Genomic DNA, 26,976 nt, shown 5'->3' with positions numbered 1-26,976 from the left:
CTTCCGTTTGTTGTTTCGTTTAGATTGTTCGTTCAGCTTAAAGGTAGTCGCGTTCCATGGGGTTCTTTGACAGTCTCAAGTCGGCACTCAAGAAAACCAAGGATGTCCTCCGTACAGACGTTCGTGACCTCCTGAAGTCAGGGGAGATCCTTGACGAGGCGAAGCTTGAAGAGTTCTATCGAGGACTGATTACGACCGATATGGGAGTGGCGGCAGCCACTGAGGTTGTAGACGATCTGCGTAAGGAATTTGGCGGGAGAACCGTTGTTCCGGAGAAAATCTGGGAAGTGGTTCGGGCACGTCTCAAAAAGATTCTGATCGGCGAAAACGCCACGGGCTGGGACCCTTCGCAGCCAATCTCTCCGCTGAACATGGCAGCTTCCGGACCAACCATTATTCTGGTTTCGGGGGTGAATGGTGTTGGAAAAACGACATCGATCGCCAAGCTGGCCAAAGTGCTGCATAGCACCAATCGAAAAGTCCTGCTGGCCGCAGGCGATACGTTTCGGGCGGCAGCTGTGGATCAGCTGACGATGTGGAGTCAGCGCATCGGCTGCGAGATTGTCACAAAGCCCCCCGGCAGTGATCCTGCGAGCGTTGCATTCGAAGGATGTGCTCAGGCCGTTCAGAAAAAGGTCGACTTCGCCATCATCGATACCGCTGGTCGCTTGCAGACTCAGCAGAATCTGATGAACGAGTTGCAGAAAATTCATCGGGTGATCGCGAAGCAGGTCGAAGGGGCTCCGCACGAGAGTTTGCTCGTTCTCGACGCCACAACTGGGCAAAACGGGATCAGCCAGGCAGCCAAGTTCAGCGAAGCGGCCGGGTGCACCGGGATCATTCTGACAAAGCTGGACGGAACGGCCAAAGGGGGCGTAGTCGTCGCGATTCGTCAGAAAATGGGCATTCCTGTGAAATACATCGGTGTTGGTGAAAAGGTCGAGGATCTTCAGGTGTTTTCAGCTGAAGACTTTGTGAACGCACTGTTTAATGATGTCTAGTTTGCGCAAGTGACAGTCGTTCTGCAAATGTCTTCGACCTTGTTGGAAGATTGTTTAACGCGGTATTGTTGAACGGCTGAATTCGCCAAGAGTGTCCTAGCGAACGGATTGGTCGACGAGATGGCTTATACTCCCGGACTTCAGGTCAAAGCGGAAACTCGTATCCGGTTTTCCCGCTTGCTGCCGATTCCAGGAGAGGTCCTCGTCAAGCTCGGCGACCGTGTTGCTGCTGAACAAGTGGTCGCTCAGACCCATCAGCCGGGTGACCTGATTCCTCTTAATGTCGCGAATCTGCTTTCGGTCACACCCGGGGATCTCGTCCGCGTGATGAAATTCAAGGTCGGTGACGAGATCAAAAAAGGGGAAATTCTCGCGGAGTCCAAAGGGATTTTGGGCTACTTTAAAAATCACTTTGACTCTCCTGCTGACGGAACTCTGGAATCGATTTCGTCGGTCACGGGGCAAGTCATCCTTCGCGGGCCACCTTCTCCAGTGCAGGTGAATGCATTCGTCAGCGGAGAGATCGTCGAGGTGATTCCCGAATCGGGCGTCGTTATCGAGACGAATACCGCGTTTCTCCAAGGGATCTTCGGCGTCGGTGGAGAACAGATCGGGACTCTGAAAGTCGTGACAGCGCGTCCTGATGAAGACCTGACTCCAGAGATTCTGACAGGTGATCTGGGAGGGAAGATTCTCGTCGCTGGCGGTCGAATTCAAGGGGCTGCGGTTGAACGAGCAAAATCGCTAGGAGTCAAAGCACTCATAGCTGGCGGAATTGACGATCAGGATCTCAAGGAGATTCTCGGGTATGACCTCGGTGTCGCAATTACGGGCTCCGAAAACATCGGGCTGACCATTATTATCACGGAGGGCTTCGGCAATATTGCGATGGCTCGCCGTACTTTTGAATTACTGAAGTCCCACGAAGGAAATGTCGCATCAGTGAATGGTGCAACGCAGATTCGAGCAGGGGTCCTTCGGCCTGAGATCATCATTCCGTTAAACCGCGACATTGGTTCAGCTGGGACATCCGAGCGTGTCGGCGGCGGCGTTCTTGAGGTTGGAGCGCACGTTCGCCTCATTCGCGATCCGTATTTTGGAGAACTTGGAAAGGTTGCTGCCTTACCGATCGAGCCTGTTGTTCTGGATTCAGGATCAAAAGCCCGGGTACTTGAAGTGCAGTGTATTTCGGGGCAGCGTGTCATCGTCCCGCGTGCAAATGTGGAGATCGTCGAGGAATGAAACTCTTCTCATTGCTGCTGGCGTTGCTGTTCCTGGTCAGGTTCTCGGAGGCTGCTCCCCCAGCGGCCCCTCTTGACGTGACGGTCGCCAATCACCCCTTTGATAATGGGGACCAGATTGATGTCTTCATCATGCTCCCCGAGTCTGAGGAGCCAGCCCCTGAGATTGCGACCGAATATTTGGTCGAACGTTCAGCTGAAGAGCGTGGCATCTACGAGAAAGTTGCTCAGGTTGCTCCGTCACCGGAAGAGCTCAAGCAGCGAAAAATGCGGGTAATCGCCAAAGATTGTGTTCGCGGTGAACCGTACTGGTTCCGCGTGGCAGCAATCGATCCAACATTGGACGGCGAGAAATCGGCTTTTGTTACACCCGCTGAGAACCGACCTGCAATTGCCGTTCGAGAGAGCTTCGATGGAAGTCGCTTCTGGGTGTTTGTGGTGATGCTGCTTGTATGCGGGGCGATCATCACGTTTGTGGTTCTCGCACGTCTGGGACTTCCATTGAAGATCCGAAAGATCGCAGGTCTCGATGCGATTGAAGAAGCTGTTGGACGTGCTACTGAAATGGGGCGATCCTGCATTTATGTTCCTGGAATTCAGGACATGAATGAGATGCAGACCATCGCTGGGCTGACTCTTTTATCTCGAGTCGCTGAGCGGGCAGCTGAATATGACTGCACTTTGGAAACTCCGACTTCGAAGTCTCTGGTGATGACCGCGGCTCGCGAAACCGTGAAGAACGCGTTTCTCTCTGCAGGTCGTCCAGATGCCTATAATCAGGATCTGGTTTACTATGTAACTGATGAGCAGTTCGCGTATGTCTCCTACATCACCGGGAAGATCGTTCGAGAGAAACCGGCAGCCTGTTTCTATCTGGGATCGTTTTTTGCCGAGTCTCTGATTCTTGCGGAAACCGGAAATTCCGTGGGGGCTATACAGATTGCTGGAACTGCTCAGCCTGCTCAGCTCCCATTTTTCGTTGCTGCGTGTGACTACACGCTAATTGGCGAAGAGTTCTTTGCAGCCAGCGCCTATCTATCGAATTCACCTGATCAGCTTGGAAGCCTCAAGGGTCAGGATGTCGGCAAGTTGCTCGTCGGAGCGTTGATCGTCGTCGGGGTCATCCTTTTGACCTGCCAGCAATTGACTGATAACGAAGCTGTCGCGAGTGCTGCAAATTACCTAATGAAGACCATCTTGGAGTCGAAGTAGGCAAGGCCCGCTTGCGTGCAACGACGTATCGCATTGCGATTGACTCTCTCAAATTCCATCGTGAGAAGTCACCTTCGAGCTACTCTGATTACGCAGCACCGGGAGTGAGCTTTCCGAGAGATACCGCTTGCCGTTTACTCTTCTACTCTTCTACTCTTCCCATTGCGGCTGGCGTTTTTCCAGAAAGGCAGAAATTCCCTCTTGAGCGTCTCGCATTTCTGCGTTCTTGGTCATCACGTTCACAGCGCGTGAGTAGGCATCTGCTTCACTCAGTACGAGTTGTTCATAGAACTCCCGCTTTCCGAGGGCGATGACTTGTCGGCTCGATGCGACAATGGCTTTGGCATACTGCTGGATGATGGCGTCGAGTTCTCCTTCTGGGGCAACTGCGTTCAGCAATCCAGACGCTAAAGCCTTCTGTGCGCTGATCGGTTGGCCGGTTAGCAGCATCTCCATCGCGATCTTATTGGGAACGCTCCGCACGAGAGGAACCATCGGTGTGGTACAGAACAGGCCGATCTTCACTCCAGGTGTCGCAAATTGAGCGGTGTCGCTGGCAACGGCCAAGTCGCAGGCTGCAACCAGTTGGCATCCCGCTGCTGTTGCGAAACCCTGCACCCGGGCAATCACTGGCTGTGGGAGCTGGCGGATTCGCTGCATGACGCGAGAGCAGGTTGAGAACAGGTGAGCGTACTCTTCCTCTGATCGACCTTTCATCTCGCCGAGGTCATGCCCCGAGGAATAGACGTTGCCGGAGGAGGCGAGGACAACGACTCGTGCACTTTTGTCCTCAGCAATCTTCGCCAATGTTTGATCGAGCGTCTCCAGAAGCGACAACGACAATGCGTGTCGGCGACCTGGTCGATTGAGTGTGACAGTGACGACACCATCTTTTGAATCAACAAGAACTTCAGATTCGCTCATCGCAGTGATCAATCAACTGGGGGGATCAGGAACAGCAGAAACATCGTTCCGGGTTGTCATGTGAAACGACAACCCGACGTTTGTCGGAGGTTACTTCCATGGAAATGGTTGTTGTGTTAACAGCTCAAACGCTTCGATGTACTTTGCTCGTGTGCTTTGGACAATTTCCTCTGGCGGCGTCGGTGGAGGAGAATTTTTGTCCCAGCCTGTCGATTCCAGCCAGTCTCGCATGAATTGTTTATCGAACGAGGGTTGGCCCTTGCCGGGCTGATAGCTTGCTTGCGGCCAGAATCGTGAGCTGTCCGGAGTCAGCACTTCATCGATCAGAACGATTTCATCACCGACTAAGCCGAATTCGAATTTCGTATCTGCAATGATAATACCGCGAGTCAACGCGTATTCAGCGGCTCGTTCGTAAATCTGCAAACTGATGTTTCTCAGGTCATCAGCGAGTTCGAAACCAATCTGCTGCTGCATTTCGTCGAACGTAATGTTTTCATCATGACCCGTTTCAGCTTTCGTCGCGGGCGTGAAAATTGGCTCGGGGAGCTTGCTGCTCTCGACGAGTCCGGCAGGGAGTTGAATTCCTGCAACCCGGCCAGTCTCGCGATACTCTTTCCAGCCTGAACCCGAGAGATAGCCGCGAACAACACACTCGATGGGGACGACTTCCGTTTTACGGACGACCATGGATCGCCCTTTCAACGCGTCGGCATCGACTTCTTCAGGAAGTGGAAGTGTCGTGGCATCCATGCTGATGAGGTGATCGTTCACGCCGAGTCGATCGAACCAAAAATCGCTAATCCCAGTCAGCACTCGTCCTTTGTCTGGAATCCCTGCTGGTAGAATCCAGTCGAAGGCGCTGATCCGGTCGCTGGCAACGAGCAGTAGCTGGTCACCAAAATCGTAGACCTCTCGAACTTTGCCGCGTCGGACGGGGATACCGGGGATGGACGATTCCAGAAAAGCCTGCATGAAAATTGATTTCCAATCAGAGATCAGCCGTGCGACGCCCTCCCTTCCGGATGCTTGCTTGTGACGCTTTTCAATCGCGGAGTTGAAGCACTTTGCGAATTGGAGCGTCAGGTGTGAAGCACACTCCGAGGCGAGAGAATAAATTCAAAGTGATGTTAGCATTTTGACTTGCGGCAGTCTTCTCAGCGGCGACCCGTAGCCAATGAAACTTCCCAGTTGCTCTATTTTACCAAATGTTGAATCTTCTGATATTCATCTGCCATTTGGCGTATCGACGGAAAATGAAATTCGTCGTAAAATCCGCTGAATCAAATTCACTGCCAATGCGATGTTCGCATATCAGCTTGGACTCAGCATCGCTGAACACGTTCCTTTGAGGAGTATGGAGAACATGAAGAATATTCTCGCCGTTGCACTCGCCCTGACATTCTTTTCAACCATGGCAATGGCAGACGGCCTGCCAGTCGGATCCGATGTGAACGCCTTCTTCGTGAAGGATGTCACTGGTCCATCCGCTGGAACAAAACTGTGCTATCGCTGCCGCTACGGCAATAAGCCAGTTGTGAGCATTTTTGCTCGCGAAGTGAACGCTGACGTCGCGTCACTCATTCATGAGGTTGACGGAGTTGTTGGCAAGAACCAGGCTCAGGAAATGAAGGGTCTCGTTGTTCTGCTGAGTGATGAGCCAGAGGCTAAAGAGGAAGCACTCAAGAAAGTTGCTAACGAAGCCAAAGTTGAAAACGTTCCACTGACAACCTTCGACGGCGAAGCTGGACCACGCGATTACAAGATCGCTGAAGATTCAGAAGTGACCGTCATGATGTGGGTTGGCGGAAAATTGAAGGTCAACGAGACTTTCAAGAAGGGCGAACTCAACAAAGACAGCATCAGCGGCCTTGTTGGAAAAACTTCCTCAATCCTGAAGTAGTTTCACATGGCATTTCAGAATGACGGATTCGCAAGACATCTGACATTCTGAAGTTGATTGAATTCAGAGAGCGTCCGGTGCAGCAATTGCATCGGACGCTCTTTTCATTTCTCCATCGGATTTGCTGACTTACGATTCGCACTGAGCGGCTCAAGAGGATAAATTGGAGGGTGTCGAATTTGCTGTTGCCTCTCCTTTGGACCGCGTTATGAAAATGGATTTTTTCCCACGTGGTGAAAGATCGAATCAGCCAGTGCAAAGAGTCATCTCACGATCCCTTCACCTCGGGGTGATACTTCTGGGAGTCATTATCTGTGTCGCATCCGTTCAAATAGCCTCTGCTCAGGTTGTTCCTCCCGCTGGAAATATCGCTCCCTTTCAGCGGGAGTCATCTCGAGATGAGATGGCGAGTCGACGATTCCCAAGAGATCCGCTGACCTCCACTTCCGTCACCAAAGCGGTTCAGGCGATCAAAGATGGTCGGACTTCAGAAGGGCTGGAGACGTTACAGGCGATTATTGAGAGCGACAGCGACTTCTTCTCATTCGATGAGCAAGGGCTACCACGGTCGACGTTTTCTCTGTTGAATCAACTCATCGGAGAGAACAGGGAAGAGTACGAACGCCTCTACGGTCCTGCTGCCAATCAGCTCTACAAGGAAGCGACCGACAGTCAGAATCAGAATTTGCTCGAAGAGATCGTCTTTCGATTCGGGAACACAGCGAGCGGCGCGAAGGCACTCGCGGAATTAGCTCAAATCCATCTCGATCGGGGGGAAGTCGGATTAACGATTCGTGAACTCGAACGCCTCTCGCTTCATCCCATCACCGTCGATCGGGCTGCCCCTCTTCTTCAGGCGATGCACCTCTTCGAAAGTCTGGGTCAAAGCTCTCGGGCAATAGCACTGCTCGACAGATATCCGCAGCTATTTCCTAACCGCGATGAAATCATTCGCCAGCTGAAAGATTCGCAAAAAGCACCGCTCTCGCCGGTTTCAGATTCCTTGATTCACGAGTGGTGGACTCCTTATGGAGATAGCCATCAGGCTTCTCGTGTTGCCCATGCACCAATCATGTTCGATGATGCATGGAGAGCTCCGATGATCAACAGCGATTTTGATTTTCCTGCACTGATGCTTGCGCCGGAAGTCGGTGAGAGGCTTGCATCGGAAAACAATCAGCTGATGGCTGCGATTGAACAACGGGTTCGTGAAACTCCGCGTCGACTCAAGCGAATCGCCATGCCCGCGACTCGTCCGTTGATTGTCAGGGACCTGGTGATTACTTCCGGTCCAGGATCAGTGAAGGCTTTCGACCTTCATACCGGGGAATTGCGATGGAATAGCGTCGACGTTGATGAAACTTTCGAATACCTATCGACTCAAACCTTCTCCGCTGGCGAATCCAACGATCCTGTTCGGGAGGAAATGCGGGAGCTATTTGCCAGTATTCGCGGTTGGCGAGATCTGACGTCGTCATCTCTGAGCACGGATGGGGAGAATGTGTATGCGATCTCGAATAGTCAGATCGTCGGGGCAACAAGCCGAATCCGAATTGCCCAGAACGTGCAACGTCACGCATTGCTTCCACAGCGTTCCAATACGTTGACAGCCTATTCTCTGGAGAGCGATGGAAAGAAGCTCTGGTCTATCGGGTCGGTGTCTGATCGTCTGGCTGTTCTGGACGACGCAGAGAAACGTGAAATTTTCTTTTTTGGTCCCCCTCTTCCTGTCGGCAATCGACTTTTTGCGATTGGAGAAGAGAGTGGTCAGATTCAGCTGTTGGATATCGATCCTGCCACTGGAGCGATTCTCTGGTCGATCGGCCTCGTCAATCCCGATCGCGACATCGTTCAGGATTTTACATCGCGACTCGCGGGGCTAATGCCAACGTATTCAGATGGACTCCTGATCTGCCCGACCGGCGATGGAGCGATTACCGCTGTGGATCCCCTGCTCCGTCAGGTTGTCTGGAGTCATCTGTATCGTGAGCCGAGTTCTGCGGTGCAAGAACAGGTGATCATGATGCGCATGATTCGTCCGCAAAGTCATACCGTGGCTGCAGCGGTCGACGAGTTTCTTGACGATCAACGGTGGTTTGACGCTCGTATGATCGTCGCTGGAGACAGCCTCGTTTTTACCCCACCAGATAGCAACCAATTGATTTGTCTAAGCCTTTCGACTGGAAAGCCTCGCTGGGAGACTCCTGTGCAGCGAGGCAATTTTGTCTACGCACCGGTTGCCTACCGTGATTCGCTCATCCTCGTTGGTCGAAATGAAATTCAGGCGATTTCCATGCAGGATGGGACTCCGGTCTGGAAAGAGTCGATTCCACTTCCGGAACCAAGCGGACGTGGCATCCGGATGGGAGATCAGTTTCTTCAGCCGCTGGCCACTGCAGAATTTGCTGTCATCGACCTGCCGACTGGACGATTGCTTACGCGACTTCCCCTCGCATCCGGCATGGTTCCCGGCAATCTGGTGGCCAGCAACGGAACTCTCGTGATGCAACTGTCCACCGGTGTCGTTGGATTTCAGTCACAGCAATCCGTGGAATCTCTGTTGGCATCGTTGAGTGAAAAGAAAACAGAGGAATCTCGCGAGCTTGCGATCCGTGGAGAATGGGAACTGCAGCGAGGGAATGTCTCGAAAGGTTTGGACAGTCTGAAAGATGCTATCCGGCTTGAGACCGCGGAGCGATCTCAACAGGTTCTGGTCTGGGCCTTGATTGAAAGCTTGCGGACAGACTATGAAAAATTTCAGGCAGAAGGGCCGGAGATCGAATCACTTCTGGTGAGCCAGGAGCAGAAGATCCAGTTCTATAAAACGTATGCCCTGGGGCTTCAGAACTCCGGAAATTACCTCCCAGCGTTCGAACGCTATCTGAAATTCGTGCAGCTACTCCCAACCCATGAACCACTTACTCCTCTGGACAGTCGTTGGTCTGTCACGGATCTGCGGTGGGTGGTCGCTCGTCTGGAAGAACTGGCCAGTGCATCCGATGAATCTGTGCAGCAACAGCTCAAAACAAAACTGAATCACTGGATTCGGGATGACGCTGAGATCCAAACTCTCTTGAGGCTATTGCCTGCACTTCCTTCCGATTGGATTGATCCAGAGATCGTCATCCACCGGCTTTCGCGAGCGGAACCGACTGAAGAGTCTCGACATGCTTACGAGGCAATTCTGTTTGGCCTCTATCACTCCAATCATGAACAGGCTCGGATTTTAGCTGCCGCGCCGCTCCTCAAAATCGCTCTGCAAATCGGCGATGGTGTGACAGCGTTGCAGATGGTGAAGACGCTGGAATCGAAAGAGATCCCGCTGGGACAAACAAATCAGACATCGTTCTCGTTAGCTGCCGAAGTTCGCCTGAACCCTCGGTCAGCCGAATTGCTTCATTCCGTCGATTTCAATTGGCCAGAGCCAATCAAGGCTGCGGAGAGCAATCAGGGAGTGGTGCGGACGTCCACGTTTCAGATTCCACACCTCGGCCAGCCTTCCCAAGCCCTTGCCGGCTGGACCTTCTTCACAGACCAAGGTGCGATGAACCTCGAAATTTTCGATCAGTTCGGCATTCATCGCGGACGTGTCGCGACAAGTTCCGGGGCTCCTCGTTATGCGTTTGCCAATGACCTCGCCCGTTACGTCACTACGTACAACCATCTGGCACTCGTCGTCCTTCTCGATCGATTCCTCGTGATCGATTTTCTAACTGACAGCATGAACCCCAAAGTGGTGTTGATGCGCAAGTTCTCTCGCGACGAGGAGAACGTTTTTGTAATTCGCAGTGCATTGGCAGCCTCCTACTTCGCTGGAACGCGAAGCATGATGCTTGATCCGGGGAGCGGAAATGTCGGTCCACTCACAGACTCGGTCCTTTATTTCGGAGCGGGGACGGAACTGATTGCTATTCACCCTGTGACGGGCGAAGAACTTTGGACCCGAAACGACATTCCAATGGGGGCAGAAGTTTTCGGCGATGAGAATTACGTCATTCTCAGGCCGACGGACGGGCGTCCATTTCAGATTTTCCGTGCAAGCGATGGGGGAGTCGTAAAGACCTGCGATATCCCGCCGGGTCTGCTGACATGTATCGAACGAAGAAACGGAGATTGGGGGCGAGGAGTTCCAACGGTGAGGCAGGTCGATGGAAAGTTTGTGTTCACTCTCTTTGACCCGGTGAAGGAAGTTCCGTTCTGGTCAATGACAGGACCTGAAAAGACGCGGTGGACCGTCGTGAACGGAAACCGGATCGCGTTTCTGACCCCAGATCGAAAACTGAGTGTTCGCAATGGTCAAACTGGAGTGGAAGAGTTCCAGGCATCGATCCCGCTGACTCAATCAATCGAACAGTTCTCCTTGTTGGAATTCGAGGATCAATACATCCTGTTTACAAGCAATGCACCAGTTGATTCATCCCGCAAGCTCGGGGCGACGATGAGGTTAACCGATTTGCTGTATCAGAGCGTTGATGGTTCTGTGTTTTCAATTGATCGCAAGACCTCTGAGGTGAAATGGACTGCAACGGTCCCGGTTCAGGAACTGATGACGCAAAGTCCTACCGGTTGGCCGCTCTTGTTGCTGATGAAAGGGACTGGGCGATTCGAAGCAATTGTGTTGAACCGATTCACCGGGGCGACAATTCTGACGAAGTCAGGGGCCGCCGATTTTTCCGGAATGAGCTGGGTTGTTGAGAAGCAGCCGACGCAGGCTCGCATTCGGCTGAATCAGGAGAGAATCACCGTTCAATTCGGTTCAGCAGAGAAGCAGTCACGACGTCCGATCAACGCTGCTCCTCAGCAAGATGAACAACTGCGAGAGCAATAGGAATTTCACATCGCGTATGGGAGAGGCTCTAAACCAGCCCCTTCCATTTTCTGATCGCCCATTCGAGTGTCATCAGAGAAGTGAAGAGGAGCAGCAGCGGCCATCCATCCCAAAGGTTGATGCGGCGGTATCGTTTGAGTTCGCTGGGAATGCCTTCTGCTAACGTCGCGGTGAGAAACTTGCCAAACCCCTCAACCGGGATAACTGTCCCTCCTGTCAGGCTTGCCAGTTCATTCATTAAACCTGGATCTGAGGCAGGATGATCTAATTCCAGATCACGCGAATCGACCACAAATCGAGTCTGAGCAGAAATTCCGAGTGACTCTCCCTCTTTCGACGCGTTGACACGGACCCAGTAGTCCCCGGCCTGAGTCGCCTGCGGCAACTCAGCAATTCCGGATGCTCCCAGGCTTTGAGGAGCGAGGGGAACAATGGTTCCATCCGGCTGTGTGACCTCGACTTTGAACTGAGCATTCTCGATGGCTTGTCCCTTGTCGTCCTGCGCTCCGAATTCAATTGGGACTGACGAAAAGGGGGCGAAATTTCTGGGCTCTACCCGTGCCCAGATCGGTTGATCAGAATCAAATTCCTTGCGTGCTAACCAGAGTACTACCTGCTGCCAGAAACGCTGGTGTTCCGCAGCGAAGCCTCGCAGATGCCAGCGCCAGGTTTCATCAACTCCTAACGCCAGAACTCGACCACGACCGGTGTCCGCCGCGATGAAGAGTGGAGCCTGCTGCTCTGACTCAGCTAAAACTTCAACCGCTCCCGATTTCGGGACCAGTCGAGTTGCTCCTGACATGACAGGAAGCTGCCTCCAGGTTCGATCGTTGTCGACAGATGAGAGTTGCATCAGATACCGGCGTTGACCATCTCGCGTCGGCAGCATGCGAACTGAATTGCTGATCTGGTTTTTGGCAGAACTTTCGTTCGGGGCAACTCGTTCCGAGGCGGCCATCTTGACGGGGAGGAGATCTGCCAATGGGGTCGCCCCATAGCCTCCGCCCCCGAAATTGTGCTGCCCTCCAAGCATACCGAGCCCTGCTCCCTCGCGAACTCGCTTCGCCAGTTCGACAAGCAGATCTTCGTTCTCCTGTTTGAAAACTTCCGCTGGGAGATCACCGATCAGGTAAACGTCGTAGGCCCCCGGTTGAAACGCTTCTCGGTTGATGAGTGTTCTTCGACCCTTCTGACCATACAGTACAAGCTGCATGTCCAATTGAATTTTTGCAGTGTCGTTCAACTGACGTAAAAAACGCTGCTCTGTCCGAATTGAATCGAAGTAGGCAACTCGCAACCCTCCTTTGCGAACCGTCAGCAAGGTCGCCAGAACATTGTTGTTCAGCTTGATCTCACCTTGTTCTGGAACAACTTCAGCAGCGATCTTGTATTCTCCAGGAGTCTCCGCCACGAAGGAGAGTTCTAGATTCATCACGCTGGAGTTCTCATTCGTCCGGATTTCGGCAAAAGGCTTTGAATCTCCGGTCATAGGAATAGGAATCATCGGCCCAGATTCCCCGATCGATTTGCCGGTCCGGTCTTCCATCAGCAATCGAACTTTCACAGGCTTTCCCGCGACTCCTTGCAGTCGCACCTGAAGTCGTACTGGAACCGTTTTCTTTTCGAATGTCACCGGTTGATCCAGCATCAGGTTATCGATGGAAAGATCGATTCCTGCACTGGACAGCTCTGAAGTCCCGAAGACGACGGAGTGAATGGGAACTCCTTGCTCTTCGACAAGACGGCGTGCAGCCAGTAGCGGGTCGACATCGTCACCGCCCCCTGCACGTTGCATTCCGTCGCTCAGCAGCCAGACACCAATGAGTCGGTCTCCGCGTGTCGACTCACGAAGTTCATCCAGAACTTTTCCGATCGCAGTGAGCTCACCTGTCGCGTTGATGTCCGGTGATTCAACCGGTTGAAGGCTTCCCGCGAAGTCGTAGATCTTGAGTTCGACTTCTTCTGCGAGTTTGCTCCACTCTGGCTGATGATCCTGCAACATTTTAATCATCGCCTGTCGGCGAGAGAGTCCGCCCGCGGCATCCGTTGTCGTCATGCTTCGGCTACTGTCGAGAAGCACAACGATTTCAGATTGGCGTTGGTCTTTCTCCGAGATCTGAAGAGATGGTCGGAGCATCATGAACAAGAGGACGAGCGCCGTTGCAACTCGCAAGCTGATAAGCAGGTTTCTCCAGAATGGAGCGAGCGATCGGACCCGTTGGGGATAGGTGAGTAATACCAGCGCCAGAATACTGACGATAGCGACTCCCATCCAGGGCCAACTCCAGACCGGTTCGAAACTCAATTGCATCGTGACGTCAATATTTCTGGGATCAACACTCGGCTATCACTCGCATGATAGTAGCCGGGCAGGTGCTTCAGTGAAATTGAGGTCCCTGCACGATACTTGACCAAGCCCCCTGGTGACAAACCGGAATATGAGGGGGAAACAGGGAAATTGCTGCCCGGCCAATAAAAAAAGGTCGCCATGCTGGACCTGCATGGCGACCTTCAACTCGATACGTGGTGCTCCCAGACAGGAGGGCCTCACGCATTCCGTAGGATTAGTCAGGAATTCCCAACATTTCCTCTTCTTCTTCCTGGATGATGATTCGTGGGGTCACCATCAGCATCAAACTTGTCGTTTCACGACCCACACCAGTGTTCTTGAACAGACGACTGATGTATGGAATCTTGTTGAGGATTGGAACCCCAGCCATGTTGCGACCTTCGCGGAGAGACTTCACTCCCCCGAGCAGGACGGTTCCGCCGTCTGGAACGCTCACGGAGGTGATCACGGAGACCTGAGCGATGACTGGCTGCTGGACGGTGACGGATCCACCGGCACTTGTTCCAGTTCCACCACCACCGATTCCGCCGCCGCCGCCGATTCCACCGCCGCCGCCGCCGATTCCTCCACCTCCACCGATTCCTCCACCGATGCCACCGCCGCCGCCGCCGATGCCGCCGCCGCCGATACCACCGCCGATACCACCACCAGTTCCTCCTCCACCGCCTCCGGAGATGTAGGAGAATGTGAAGACGTCAGTGATGTTCTGGAACTGAGGAGAGACATTCAGTCGGACGTAACGACGGTCCGCGGAAATCACCGCTTGGACAGTCAGAGTCGTTCCGTCTGGAATCCATTCAATCTGTGGCTGGTAACCAATGTTGAAGGCACTTGCTACAGGTGTCAGGGAGACGACGAATGGACGTCGAGTCGCATTGATCACGGTACCCAGCTGACCATTGAACAGAGTGATCTTCGGTGCGTTCAATACGTTCGAACGACGGTCACCTTGTGCTGCTCGAACGAACATGAAGGCTTCAATATCACTCAGGATCGCCATACCGAACGAGAGTCCTGCATTCGGATCGAAGTTACCGAATGTCGGGGCTGCCAGATCGAATGATCCTTGGCGGAATGGAACGTCCAGATTCGGTGAGAAGGTCTGGTTGTTGTTCAGCAATCCGACAACAGTCTTGGATCCCCAGCGGTCCCGGTCCTGCAAGTTCAGGGTTGGGCCTTCGCCGAATGGAGCCATTCGGGATGTAGCGGACGCATTTCCGCCGTTATTCCCGCCGTTATTCCCTCCATTGTTCCCTCCGTTATCTCCTCCACCTGTTCCTCCCCAGGTCGGGTCAACGCTTCCGAACGGACGCATTGGGGAGAAGTCGTTGTTGACGCGTGGACCACCAACTGTGTCGTTGACGTTGAAGTCAAAGTCGATACCGATCTGCTCGAAGAACTGATCGCTCACGGTGATGAAGCGAACTTCAATCGTGACCTGCAGGTCCTGCAGACGTCGCAACTGCTGTAACAGATCCGCAATGTCCTGGTGAACAGCTTGTGTCTGTCGAACAACGAGACTCAACGTACTTTCATGTTGGCTGACAGTTCCTGAACCCTTCATTTCGAGCCAGCTCTCTGGAGAAATGGTCGATGTGATCAGGCTTGTCAACGCTTCGAATCCGTGATTGGTTTGTCCGGAGCCAGCGAATGGCATGGATCCGTTCGCACCCAAACCGGTCAATGTTGACATTGCTTCGCCGTTAGGCTGTGCTCCCACTTGAGAGAAGCCTTGGCCGCGTGGGCCGCTGGTCGCTGGAACGCTCTGCAATGGGGAGTTGAGAACGTCGGTACCAAAGGATGGAGATGCCTTCACTTCAGGTGAAGTATTTCCGACTGGAACGACCAAGTCAGCGACCTGATACACAACAGTCTTCAATTCTCCCTGCATCCGGGCACGGCTGGTGACGTTGAGAACTTCGTTCTCGATCGAGAAGCCGAGGTTCAGTGGCTTGAGAATCAGGTTCAGTGAGCTTTCAAGCATAATCGCATCGACAGAGATGCTGATCGGAATACTCGCAGTCACACCTTCTTCTGAAAGACCGGTTTCATCGATACGAACGTTGATCCCTTGAGTGTCAGAGATGAACTTCATGACGTCCGAAAGTGGAGCGTTTTCGAAGTGCAGCGAGACAGGATTGCTCAGGCTGCGACGAACACGCATTTCCGCTTCAGTGTGGAGCAGGCCATCGTTCGAGACGTTCTTACGACGTTCAGTCAGTTCCTTCCAGTCTTTCGGGAATGCCATTGGATTGGCATCGCCGACGTCTGAGACGGCAGACCATTCTACGTCATTGAGAACACTCCAGAACGCCTCCTCTTTCTTGTTCTTCAGGTCCTTGTTGTTCGCATTTCTCATCGCGAACTGAGCCTTCAGTGTCATCGTGGTTGTAACAGGATTATCAGGAGCCAAAGCGTGGGCTTGTTTCGCCACAGAGTCAGCTTCTGCGAATCGGTTCTGCTTCAACAATTCATTGAATTTGTCGACGAGTGTCGCGAGTTCCTGTTCAACGCGAACACGAGTTTGAATCTGACGCTCAATGAGGTCTTTGGTTTCAACGTTCTTACGCTCAAGTTCAAGCACTGGTTTGTGCATGTTGACGTACGAGTCGATTGACGACCGTGAACTCTTTACCCAGGCTGACAGAGATTCTTTCTGCTCATCGCTGATGTCAGATTCCTGAATGTTGGCAAGAGTCTGGTTCAGCAGGGTCAAAGCTTGTTCTGGTTGCTTCTCACGCATTTTTTCTGCGCGGAAGATCGTGTTCAGACATTCTGTTCGCAGTCTATCGAACTTCGCAGCCTGAGTCTGGGTGACTGCGTCGATGCGGGCAGGATCACCCGGTGCGATCAGGCCATCCACAGTGGTCGCAACTTCGTTGCTTGCCTGCTGGATCTTCTGACGACGAGGTGCGAGTTCGCGGAGCTTATCCTGCAACTGCTGTTGGCGGTTTGGATCCAGCTTCTCGTTGGAATGATAAGCCTGAAGGAAGAACTCGTAAGCTGCTTCCCGATCTCCATCTCGCAGGTGATTGATTCCCTGATCGTAGATTTCCTGCACAGACATGCCAGCGGAATTCACAACTTTGCGATCGCGAGCTGATGCCTGTACGGTTGTTGCACCTTCATTGGCTGTCAGGTCGAGAGCATTGCTGGAAGCCAAAGGCATTGCCGGAGCAGCGTTAGCTGAGAAATCCTGACCGCTGCGGGCGGCCATTGCAACTTCTGCTTCAAGCCGTTCTGGGCTGTCTTCAAACAGGTCGTAAGCGACGTCGAATGCTGCTGCCTGGCTTGTCTTGGCACGTGCTTCTTCCAGGCGTCCTGCTTCCAGATCCGCACGGGCTGCAGCGAGGATCGACGCAGCCTGAGCCTTCTGCTCTTCACGAGAAAGTCCAGCGGCTGGAGTTGCTTGTGCTGCAACTGTTGCATTCTGCGATTTTCCGGAAGCCACCATGCGGTTCAAATCTTCACGGACTGTTTCAGGATTATCCTCAAACAGATCGAAAGTTACCTCATAGGTGGAAGCCTGATCGAGCTTCTGTCCCGCTGTCGCGAGATCGCCACTTCGCATTGCCTGGCGAGCCTCTGCGAGCAGATTGACGGCAGCGGCTTTAGTCTGAGCTGGTGAACCAGCCGCAGGCTTGGCAGAGACTTCCGCAGTCTTCGCTGGCGCCATGTTTCTTGAAGAAACGACGCGAATTTCCTGCAGAAGCAAATCTGGGCGATCGTCGAACAGTCCGTAAGAAACTTCGAGTGCCTGTGCCTGAGTGGCCAGCTTCTGAGCTTCTTCCAGATTGCCGTTTTCCATCTGCTCACGTGCAGATTTCAGGATGGCCAGAGCCTTCTCACGGTTCTGCTGAGTCGACTGCACGGTGCTGTTCTCAGATGGAACAGGAGCGGCAGCGATAATCTGAGTGTTCGTGACTCGGGAAAGGTCAGCCAGAATGTGCTGAGGCTGAACTTCCAACAGTCCCCAGCTGACATTCATTGTCTGGGCTTGCGTTGCCAGTTGTCTGGCCTCGTCCATGCGACCCGCATCCATTGCAGCTTTGGCCTGTGCAACCATTTGCACAGCGGCAGCCTTGCGAGCCTCTGGGGTAGCCGGTTCCGAAATTTCCTTCGTGAAAGCGGGTTTCACTGGAACGATGGCCTGATTGCTGACAGCGGTCAGCCGTTCCAGACTCTCGGAAGGTCCTTCAGAGCGAGCGGGTTGCCGGCGAGCCAACTCTGCCAGAAGCATTTCTGGCCGCATCTCGTTCGGGCCGTATGTGACGTCCATCTGCATTGCAGCTTCAATTGCAACTCTCGCTGCATCGAAATTGCCTGCAATCAGGGCTGATTTCGCGTTGTCGAGGAGTTGAACCGCTTGCTCTTTCTCAGAGGAAAGAGGAAGAGCAGCTTTTCCTGCCATTTGAATGCTGCCGGCATTAGCACCGGTTGGAGCGACTGGCAGTGCAAACTGAGCTTCTGGAAGATTTGGAGCGACAGCACGGATTTCTGCCATCACCTTTTGAGGTGTGACATCTTTCGCGCCGTAGACGACCTTCCACTCGGTTGCCATCTGATGTGCAGTTGCGGTTAGGCGTGCTGATTCCTGATACTCGCCTAACTGCAGTTTCAAACGGGCCATTCTCAGCTGATCCTGAATTCGCCGATGTTTCACATCGGCAACAGATACAGGATCTGAAAAGCCAGCTGCTTCCGAAGAAGATGCCGGACGATTCAGAGCATCGAATGGGTCAGCTCCTTTTTGAGGAGCGTCTTGTGCATTCACCTGAGACCCGAGCCAAAGGCTCGTAGTCAGCAGACTGCCGCACATCAACATTCCAAAAGTTCGCAACAAGGTTGGACCCTCCGTATAGCTTTGATCAGACTGATGCAGGCTTGATTGATTTTGCGCCATGACTCGGTTTGCCGCTGATGGATGAAAAGGGGGAATGGCCGCCGCTTTTGAAAGGCATCCATCACATCCCGGGGGGAGGGACTGACAAAGCCTGACTCGGTTGGCGCAACTGGGAAGTGAGAGAGGAAAAGGGGGGGAAAGGTGCTTCTGGATGCTGAATAATTCAGCCCGCAAGAATGGGTCAATACGGGCCAGATAATTTTCTATGAATCATCCTGTTTGAGTGGTTTGTCCGGCGAGTGTTGCCGAATTCGCCCAGTGAGATCTACAGATTTTCAACACCCTTTCCAGGTTGGTAGTCATCACCAAACATGGTTTCGATGACAGCTTTTTCTCGGACTTCGCGAAGAACCTCGGTGGTTCTGCGTTTGCGAAACTCTCCGATAATCTGCTGCCGAATGTCTTCTTGAACTTCTTCCAGGGGCTGGAAACCCTGCTCTTTACGGTCGATCACTTTGATCACCTGCAAAGAGGTGTTCGATACGATGACAGGACTGATTTGTCCTGGCTTCAATTTTGAAACGGCTTCGCGGACATCAATGTTCGCGATACTGTCTGGTTTCGTGAAATCCCAATGGCCGCCATTCGACTTCATCGGACCATCGGAGTATTTCTTCACGACTTCATCAAATGATGCACCCGCCCGCAGATCTGCTTGCGCAGCTTCCATTTTGGCATTGGCATCAGATTTATTCGAAGGCTTGATGTTGATCTGTAACTGTTGCCATTTCACCTGAAGTGGCCTCTCGTACTTCTCTCGCTGCGATTCATAGACCGCAATGATTTCAGCACGGTTGGGACGAGGGTCTTCGCCCATCTTTGTGTGCAGATACTGGGACGCGAGTTGTTGATCTCCGTAGGCTTTTCTCAAGGTCTCCAGAGAAGTTCCCTGCTCTTGGAGCATCCCTTCGAGTTCCAGCGTAGTCGCGACATTCAAGTCTGCTTTGAGTTGAGAGACACGCTCCTTCTCGAAGTAGACCGCAATTTGCTCATTGATCTTTTCCAGTTGTTCCTTCTTGAGTTTGGAACGAACTGCATCTGCCATCAACGTCGTATCAATCAATGCGTCAAGATCCTGCCGGATGAGCTTCTCCTGAGTGTTTCGTATGACCTTTTGAGCATCCTCTTCCGAGATTTTTCGCTGAGTGATTCCGACTTTCAGCATGTCCTTCTGCTTCTGAAATCCTCCGCCGTAACGTTCGAGAATTTCGCCTGCGAGAACCGGTCGACCATTGATGTAAGCAACGACGTCGCTGTCCGCCAATGGCGTTACAGCCTCGTGACTGACAGTTCGGATATCAGAGGAAGCAGATGCCGACTTCACCAACCCGAGAGTGGATCGATCTTCTTTACTCTGCAATTCGGCTGCGTTTTGAACTCGGGGTGGGGGGGGACCCAGGACCGGGTTGGCAACCTGATAGTTCTTCGTGCCACACCCCCAGGTCAGCAAGATCATGATCATGATGTATTTGCGTGACATGGAAGGGACTTCAGGTACGAAGGGAATCTGATTTTTTGAAAACTGGGAAGCAGATGTGAACGCAGCTGCTCAAACCGACCCGATTGGCATCAGCACAATCCGATCCGAACCTCATTGGATCGAGGGAAGGCGTTGGGTTATTACCTTTTACAGGCGATTTAACGCAACACGGATTTGAGAAACTCGACTAGAACCGGCCCTTTTTGCCCCTTCTTCGGCAACAATAGGTACGCGCTCGTCGCATCGACCACTCGAAGCTCGCTTCCATACCGCTTAATCAGCTGCTGGATGAGTTTGGCGTCCTGATAGCTGAGCACGGCGAATCGATCTTCTTCCAGACGGATGTTGTCAATGCCCCATGCGTAGGCCATTAACTCCAATTCCTTCAAAGAGATAAATCGCTGCGCCTCATCTGGAAGTGGCCCAAAGCGGTCGCGGATTTCGTCGGCGACTTCAGCAAGTTCCGAAAGTGTGGCAACCGATGATAACTTCCGATACACGTCGACTTTATGTCGACCGGGCGGGATGTAAGATGCCGGGAGAAACGCCGAGACCGGCAAGTCGATGTTGACGTGCGGATTGACTCGCGGTGGAAGTTCTTTGAGCCGCCTGACGGAATCTTCAAGAAGCTGGCAATAAAGCTCGTATCCCACCACCGAGATATGCCCGCTCTGTTCCGTTCCCAGAATGTTCCCTGCCCCACGAATTTCGAGATCTCGCATGGAAATCTTGAATCCGGCTCCCAGTTCACTGAACTCTTCAATCGCTTTGAGGCGTTTCGTGGCAGTCCCTGTGAGCAGTTTGTGTTCACTGACGAGCAGATAACAATACGCGCGGTGCTTGTCTCGCCCGACACGACCTCGCAATTGATGCAATTCTGCGAGACCGTACATCTCGGCCTGATCAATGAACATCGTATTCGCAGTGGGAATATCGAGTCCGCTTTCAATAATGGTTGTCGCGACCAGAATGTCTGCCTGCCCATTGACGAACTTGACCATGCTCTCTTCAAGTTCTTCTGGAGACATTTGACCGTGCCCAATGACGATCCGTGCTTCAGGAACAATGGCCTGAATCCGGTCTGCAACGGAATGGATGTCATACACCCGGTTGTGAACGAAGTAGACCTGCCCTCCTCGATTGAATTCCCGCATCACCGCAGAGCGAATTAAATCGGCATCCCAGCGGCAGATTCGGGTTTCAATTGGAAGTCGATCCTGCGGCGGTGTTGTCAGGTTGGAAATATCTCGAATTCCCAGCAATGACATATGCAGCGTTCGAGGAATGGGAGTTGCGCTGAGGGTGAGCACATCGACGTTCATTCGGAGATGCTTGAGCATCTCTTTCGTTGCCACGCCAAAACGCTGTTCCTCGTCGACGACCAGCAACCCGAGATTTCGGAAGTGCACATCCTGCGACACAAGGCGATGCGTTCCGATCACAATGTCGATGTTTCCCGTTTCAAGTTTCTCCAGAACTTTTCGTTGTTCTGACTTCGTCTTGAAGCGTGACAAAACAGCGATCTGCAGCGGAAAATCAGCCATACGCTGAGTGAATGAACGGTAGTGCTGTTCGGCTAAAACTGTGGTCGGAACCAGCACCGCGACTTGTCGGCCTGCATCGACGACTTTGAAGGCCGCCCGCATCGCGACTTCAGTTTTTCCGAATCCCACGTCGCCGCAAATCAGTCGGTCCATGGGACGCAGTTGCATCAGGTCATCACGGGATTCCTGAATCGCACGGAGCTGATCAGCCGTTTCGACGTAGGGAAAAGAGGCATCAAATTCCTGTTGCCATTTGCTGTCCGGGGGACATGCTAGACCAACTTGAGTCGATCGTTTCGCCTGTAAATGCAACATGTCCGCCGCCATATCAGAGACAGCGTCAGCCACCTTTTTCTTGCTCTTGGCCCAGCTTGTTCCCCCGACTTTCGCGAGCTTGGGAGTCGTTTTCGCGGCCCCGACATACTTCTGCACAAGATGAATCAATGTCACCGGCACATAGAGTCGAACTCCATCCCGAAATTCGATGACGAGATGCTCTTCGAGGTTTCCTTCTTTTTCGACGAGTTGCATTCCATGAAATCGCCCGATTCCATGTGTCAGGTGAACGACGTAGTCCCCTTCATTCAGGTCCAGGAAACTGTCGATCGCTCGACCGGCGAGTCGACTGTTCTGTTTGCGTGTCGTATGACGAACATGGACACGATTAAACAATTCGTTGTCGCTCAGGACAATCTGCTTTGCGAACACCAGCCGGTAGCCACGGCTGACTGTCCCAATGCACAGTTGTATCGTTTGAGCCAGGTTGGGATCGGTTTCGAGGATGATCTCGTTGAGCCGGTCGCGTTCCCCCTGATTATGACAGGCGATGAGAACCCGTTCATCTTTTTGCAGCACTCCCGCAAGTTCGAGGAGGACTTCTGTCTTCGGGCCTGTAAAGCGTTCGATCGATTCAATCTGCAAATGTGCGGTTGTTTCGAAGCTACCGGCGCTCAACGCAGAAACGCTGACAGTTGGTTGTTCGGTACAACGTCCCAGCGTCATGTCGACGCCAAAGAGTCCACGGGGACTCTCCAGTCGCTGCAGAAAACGTTTCCCCTCTTCAATGACGTCCGAGAGTTCAGAGAAGACTACCCAGCTTTTCGCAGGCAGCGATTCCAGAAAGCTCGAATCTCCCCATCGCGAAGTCGAATCCTCATCTGGAGCAGCAGCGATCGCAGTCAGTGTGACGGCCTTGAGATCCTGAACTTTTCTCTGGGTTTCAACGTTGAAATAACGCAGCGAGTCAATTTCGTCTCCAAACAACTCCATTCGAATAGGGTCGATGGAAGCTGGTGGAAAGATGTCGACAATTCCACCATGAACGCAGAACTCGCCGGGGGATTCAATGCTGGGAACTCGTTCGAAACCACGTTCAACAAGCCAACGCAGCAGTTCTTCGACGTTCAAAACGTCTCCGACTTTCAGAAATCCTGTCCCTTCCTTGCGGACTTGCTGGGAAGGAACGGGCTGCAGCAACGCTGGGAATGCGGTGATGATGACCGCCGGAGGAGTGTCAGACTCCAGTTGTTCCAGAACCCGCAGACGTGCTCCAAAAACGGCATCTTTGACGGAGTGTTCTCGAGGAAGTGATTCCCAAGCTGGAAAGACCACGGGGGGAGTCGCGAGAATTGCTGCTAAATCCGCAGCAAAGTCCGTCACTTCGCTGATGCGAGGGAGGACGATCAGGAGTGGTTGGTCGGTCTCTTTTGAGAGTGCTGCAGCGACGAGTGCGCAGGATGAACCCCACGCACCATCAATTGTCCCGCTCGAACCACTCTTCAGTGCTTCAACAACTTTGTTGTAGGATTTGACGTTACGGAGAGTGCCAATCAGCTCTGGCAACGAATTCACGACACTCGACTGATTTGCCATATCCAGAAAACTATCAGCGCCGATTCGGCCGGTCTACTTTCAAGACCAGCCGTATCAGAAAATTTGATGCTGTTGCATGTGGGTTTGCTGATGCAATTGGCAGCGCGTAATTCGAACTTTCTCGCCTCAGGAGAGAGTGCATGCTTCCTGTGACATCCAGCGGACGGCTGATCGTTGCTGCAACAAAGTGTGATCTCGCTTCGCGAACTAGCTTCGGAAAATGAAGTAAACCGCCCCGCACATGCAGAGACCCGCGTAGAGGAAATTGATGTTGATCGGTCGGTTCATGTAGTAGATCGAGAATGGGATGAAGACGGCGAGTGTGACGACTTCCTGCAGAATTTTGAGTTGTCCCAACTGAATGTTCTGGGCGTTGCCGTACCGGTTTGCGGGCACCTGGACCAGATACTCAAAGAATGCGATCAACCAGCTGATGACGACTGCGATGTACCACGGCTTCCCAGCGAGGTCTTTCAGATGACCATACCATGCGAACGTCATGAAGATGTTCGAGATAACCAGTCCGACGACAACAATCGCGATTGCTGAGTAGTTCATGTGATGCCTAACAGGAAGCACTGAAAATTTGAAAAGAGAATGGACATCTTGGCGTTACGAAAAAGAGCACAGACGTTGATGTCTGTGCTCTTGAATAGGATCTGATGATGACTGCCGGTTACTTGAGCAACGCAATCATCAGGCCGCTGCGGATCTTCGGATCGAACCATGTCGACTTGGGTGGCATGAACAGGTTCTGTTCGCAGACATCCACGAATTGTGGCATGGTGACAGGAGCGAGTGACAACGCAAAATCGTAGTCCCCTTCATCGACTCGCTTGACCAGATAAGCAGCGTCTTTGTTTCCGCCGACGTAGTTGATTCGCTTATCCCGAGCGTCCGCCATTCCAAGAATGGCATCGATGATGTGTCTTTGAATGATGTCCGAGTCAATTGACTCAGCGGCGTTTTCTGGATTGTACGAACCTGCTTTCGGTGTCAGTTCGTACCACTCGCCGGCGAGGTAGAGTCCGAATTTGTGTACGTTTTCAGGACGATATGGTGGAATCTTCCCGAGTGATTCTACATAGAACTGGGCGTTCAGTTTTTCCAGAAACTGAGCGGCTGACAATCCGTTCAATGGGAGCAGGCGGTTATACGGCTCCAACCCCAGACGTGAAGTCGGGAAGAAAACGGTCAGGAAGTGGTCCAGGCCCATGGCGGCCGCTGCCGCGCTACGATGGTTTCCGTCCGCAACGTATGCTGCTGGTTCATCGCCAATCAACTTGATCAGTCGATCTTTGGTCGCAGCATCAGTGACGATCCAGGAACGATGCAGATTCTTGTCTTCGTCCAGAGTTTCGAAATCGCAAGGACGTGAACCGGTCACTTCTGTCAAGGCTGTGAGAAGATGCCCGTCTTTGTCGTTCACTGCCAGGTTCACTGTGCCGAAATCGGCATCTGTGGCGCGTAAGAGTTGAGCACGCCCTTCCGCTTTTTCCGGGCGAATTCCTTCGTTACGGACCACTGTCCCGTGAGGGGTTTTGTCGGTACGAATCTCGGATGTGAGTCCGAAACCGCCGACACCCAGCTGTGGCTCCTGAGGTCGTTTGGGCGAAGTAATGGCGTAGACCCAAAGAGCCTCCTCGACAACTTTCATCAAAGGGCTCGCTTTGAAGAGTTGCATTTCGCTAGTGGCATGTGCGAGCGCATCGGCACAACCATCTTCGAGGATGTCCGCTGAGTTCGGCACATGGCAGTGCGGCATCGTGATCTTCAGAACGTTTTCTGGTCGCTCCTGAATGAGATCCCAGACCTCAAGATCGGTCTGGAATTCATCATAGTTGGGAGCACTCACTTGGTAGGCAGCGTCTGAACTGACGGGAACCAATGCGCGATGTACAGGTCGCAATGTGGGCATGTCGTTAAATTCTTCTTGGATTGATCACATGGAAACAGGAGAAAACGCTGTCCTGTTGAACTAGCGTTTGAGAGGTTTGTACTTAATTCGGTGTGGACGATCGGCATCAGAGCCGAGTCGCTCGCGACGCTGAATTTCGTACATCTTGTAGTTTCCTTCGAACCATACGATCTGGCTATCCCCTTCGAAAGCGAGAATGTGGGTTGCAATCTTGTCGAGGAACCAGCGGTCGTGGCTGGTAACCACCGCACAACCACCGAAGTTTGCCAGACCTTCTTCCAGCGATCGCAACGTTTCCACGTCGAGGTCGTTGGTCGGTTCGTCCAGAAGGATCAGGTTTCCACCGGAACGCAAAAGCTTCGCCAGATGAACCCGGTTTCGCTCTCCTCCAGAGAGGTCCCCAACGAATGTCTGCTGTTCGGTTCCCTTGAAGTTGAATCGACCGCAGTAGGCACGTGCGTGCAACTTCGCTTTACCAATTTCCAGCATGTCTAAACCGCCAGAAATCTCTTCGTAGACGGTCTTCTTGGGGTCGAGTGCATCGCGGCTCTGGTCAACGTATGACAAGTCAACAGAATCACCGATTCGCAGCGATCCAGACGTCGGCTCCTGCAATCCCATAATGATCTTGAACAGCGTCGTCTTACCGGCACCGTTCGGACCAATCACTCCAACGATTCCTCCAGGGGGAAGATTGAAGTTGACGTTTTCGAACAACAGACGATCACCAAACGCCATCGTCAGGTTCTCTGCGCGAACGACCAGTTCTCCCAGCGGACGGGTAACTGGAATCTGAATCTGCAATGCGTCGTCACGTTCATCGAACTGCTGAGCGGCCAGTTCTTCGTATCGCTGAAGACGGGCTTTGTTTTTTGTCGCCTGAGCCTTCGGAGACATCCGGACCCACTCGAGTTCCTTCTTCAGGGCTCGTTGACGCTTGTCCTCTTTCTTCTGCTCCACACTCAGGCGAGCTTGTTTCTGCTCCAGCCAGGCTGTGTAGTTCCCCTCGTAGGGGTAGCCGTGGCCACGGTCCATTTCGAGGATCCAGCCAGCGACATTTTCGAGGAAGTAACGGTCGTGGGTGATTGCAACAACGGTTCCGGTGAACTCATGCAGGAATCGTTCAAGCCACGCGACAGAATCTGCGTCGAGGTGGTTTGTTGGTTCGTCCAGCAGGAGCATATCTGGATTCTGAAGCAGCAATCGGCATAGAGCGACGCGGCGTTTTTCACCCCCGGAGAGGTGTTCAACTCGGGCGTCGCCGTCGGGAAGCCGCATCGCGTCGCAGGCAAGCTCAACGGTGCGGTCGAGTTCCCACAGGTTGCCGTGGTCGATTTTATCTTGAACAGCCGCCTGCTCTTCCAGCAGTTGGTCCATCTCTTCCTGCGAAATCTCTTCGCAAAGACGCTCGTTGATGGCATTGTAGCGATCCATGATCGCCTGGGACTCAGCGACAGCCTCGGCGACGCACTCCGCAACAGTTTGCGTTGGATCGAGCCAAGGTTCCTGAGGGAAGTATCCGATCTTGATGTCCTTCGCAGGACGGACAGATCCCATGAAATCCTTATCAACCCCAGCCATGATCCGCATGAGCGTACTCTTACCGGATCCATTGTCTCCCAGAACACCGATCTTGGCGCCAGGGTAGAATGATAACCAGATGTTATCGAGCACGACTCGCTCATCGTACATCCGGGTCAGACCTTCGATGGTCATGATATATTGCTGAGACATAGTGAATCTGGGAGCACTAAAGCCGATTGGAGAGTTGTGAGAGAACCATCGCCGACGAGGTCGGGA

14 protein-coding genes are annotated in these 26,976 nt (G+C 52.9%); 5 read left to right on the top strand and 9 right to left on the bottom strand.

The annotated features are described in order from the left end of the window. Positions 1–56: 56 nt before the first annotated feature. The 3 genes from ftsY to SH668x_RS00115 all read left to right on the top strand — a co-directional run bounded on the left by ftsY (position 57) and on the right by SH668x_RS00115 (position 3,454). Positions 57–1,001: a signal recognition particle-docking protein FtsY gene (gene ftsY / locus SH668x_RS00125; protein WP_437186678.1), complete on the top strand. Its 945-nt coding sequence runs from the start codon at positions 57–59 to the stop codon at positions 999–1,001. A 120-nt stretch (positions 1,002–1,121) separates the two neighbouring features. Continuing rightward, positions 1,122–2,243, top strand: a complete 1,122-nt coding sequence (locus SH668x_RS00120) for a hypothetical protein (protein WP_437186677.1) — start codon at positions 1,122–1,124, stop codon at positions 2,241–2,243. Continuing rightward, positions 2,240–3,454 carry a DUF6754 domain-containing protein gene (locus tag SH668x_RS00115; RefSeq protein WP_437186676.1) on the top strand — a complete coding sequence of 405 codons (1,215 nt, stop codon included), beginning with the start codon at positions 2,240–2,242 and terminating at the stop codon, positions 3,452–3,454. The genes SH668x_RS00120 and SH668x_RS00115 overlap by 4 nt, the downstream gene beginning before the upstream one ends. A gap of 150 nt (positions 3,455–3,604) precedes the next feature. Here SH668x_RS00115 and SH668x_RS00110 read toward each other — a convergent pair whose 3' ends face one another. Together SH668x_RS00110 and SH668x_RS00105 are read right to left on the bottom strand one after the other, a co-directional pair. Next, positions 3,605–4,378, bottom strand: coding sequence for an enoyl-CoA hydratase (locus tag SH668x_RS00110; protein ID WP_437186675.1), 774 nt, complete (start codon positions 4,376–4,378; stop codon positions 3,605–3,607). 90 nt (positions 4,379–4,468) lie between these two features. After that, complete coding sequence (locus SH668x_RS00105) at positions 4,469–5,353, bottom strand: phosphoribosylaminoimidazolesuccinocarboxamide synthase (protein WP_437186674.1); 885 nt, start codon at positions 5,351–5,353, stop codon at positions 4,469–4,471. 391 nt (positions 5,354–5,744) lie between these two features. Between SH668x_RS00105 and SH668x_RS00100 the strand changes: the two genes are divergently transcribed. Together SH668x_RS00100 and SH668x_RS00095 are read left to right on the top strand one after the other, a co-directional pair. Next, positions 5,745–6,281: a hypothetical protein gene (locus SH668x_RS00100; protein ID WP_437186673.1), complete on the top strand. Its 537-nt coding sequence runs from the start codon at positions 5,745–5,747 to the stop codon at positions 6,279–6,281. A 208-nt stretch (positions 6,282–6,489) separates the two neighbouring features. Continuing rightward, entirely contained in the window at positions 6,490–11,109 is a 4,620-nt protein-coding gene (locus SH668x_RS00095; protein WP_437186672.1) for an outer membrane protein assembly factor BamB family protein, read from the top strand. Positions 11,110–11,137: 28 nt separating this feature from the next. Here the strand turns inward: SH668x_RS00095 and SH668x_RS00090 are convergent, their stop codons facing one another. From SH668x_RS00090 to ettA, 7 genes are all read right to left on the bottom strand, one after another. Further along, positions 11,138–13,381 carry a hypothetical protein gene (locus SH668x_RS00090; RefSeq protein WP_437186671.1) on the bottom strand — a complete coding sequence of 748 codons (2,244 nt, stop codon included), beginning with the start codon at positions 13,379–13,381 and terminating at the stop codon, positions 11,138–11,140. A gap of 292 nt (positions 13,382–13,673) precedes the next feature. Next, positions 13,674–18,302: a hypothetical protein gene (locus tag SH668x_RS00085; RefSeq protein WP_437186670.1), complete on the bottom strand. Its 4,629-nt coding sequence runs from the start codon at positions 18,300–18,302 to the stop codon at positions 13,674–13,676. 325 nt (positions 18,303–18,627) lie between these two features. After that, positions 18,628–19,842 carry a peptidylprolyl isomerase gene (locus SH668x_RS00080; protein ID WP_437186669.1) on the bottom strand — a complete coding sequence of 405 codons (1,215 nt, stop codon included), beginning with the start codon at positions 19,840–19,842 and terminating at the stop codon, positions 18,628–18,630. Positions 19,843–20,000: 158 nt separating this feature from the next. Further along, positions 20,001–23,258, bottom strand: a complete 3,258-nt coding sequence (gene mfd, locus SH668x_RS00075) for a transcription-repair coupling factor (protein ID WP_437186668.1) — start codon at positions 23,256–23,258, stop codon at positions 20,001–20,003. A gap of 207 nt (positions 23,259–23,465) precedes the next feature. Further along, positions 23,466–23,816 (bottom strand): DMT family protein, encoded by a 351-nt coding sequence (locus SH668x_RS00070; RefSeq protein ID WP_437186667.1) that lies wholly within the window; start codon positions 23,814–23,816, stop codon positions 23,466–23,468. A 118-nt stretch (positions 23,817–23,934) separates the two neighbouring features. After that, positions 23,935–25,176 (bottom strand): DUF1015 domain-containing protein, encoded by a 1,242-nt coding sequence (locus tag SH668x_RS00065; protein WP_437186666.1) that lies wholly within the window; start codon positions 25,174–25,176, stop codon positions 23,935–23,937. 60 nt (positions 25,177–25,236) lie between these two features. Further along, entirely contained in the window at positions 25,237–26,910 is a 1,674-nt protein-coding gene (gene ettA, locus SH668x_RS00060) for an energy-dependent translational throttle protein EttA (RefSeq protein WP_437186665.1), read from the bottom strand. Positions 26,911–26,976 lie beyond the last annotated feature (66 nt).

The organism is Planctomicrobium mucosum, assembly GCF_051466335.1.
Classification (GTDB): domain Bacteria; phylum Planctomycetota; class Planctomycetia; order Planctomycetales; family Planctomycetaceae; genus Planctomicrobium.
Note: the sequence above shows the minus strand (reverse complement) of the source record. Positions and strands in the feature narration are given on the sequence as shown.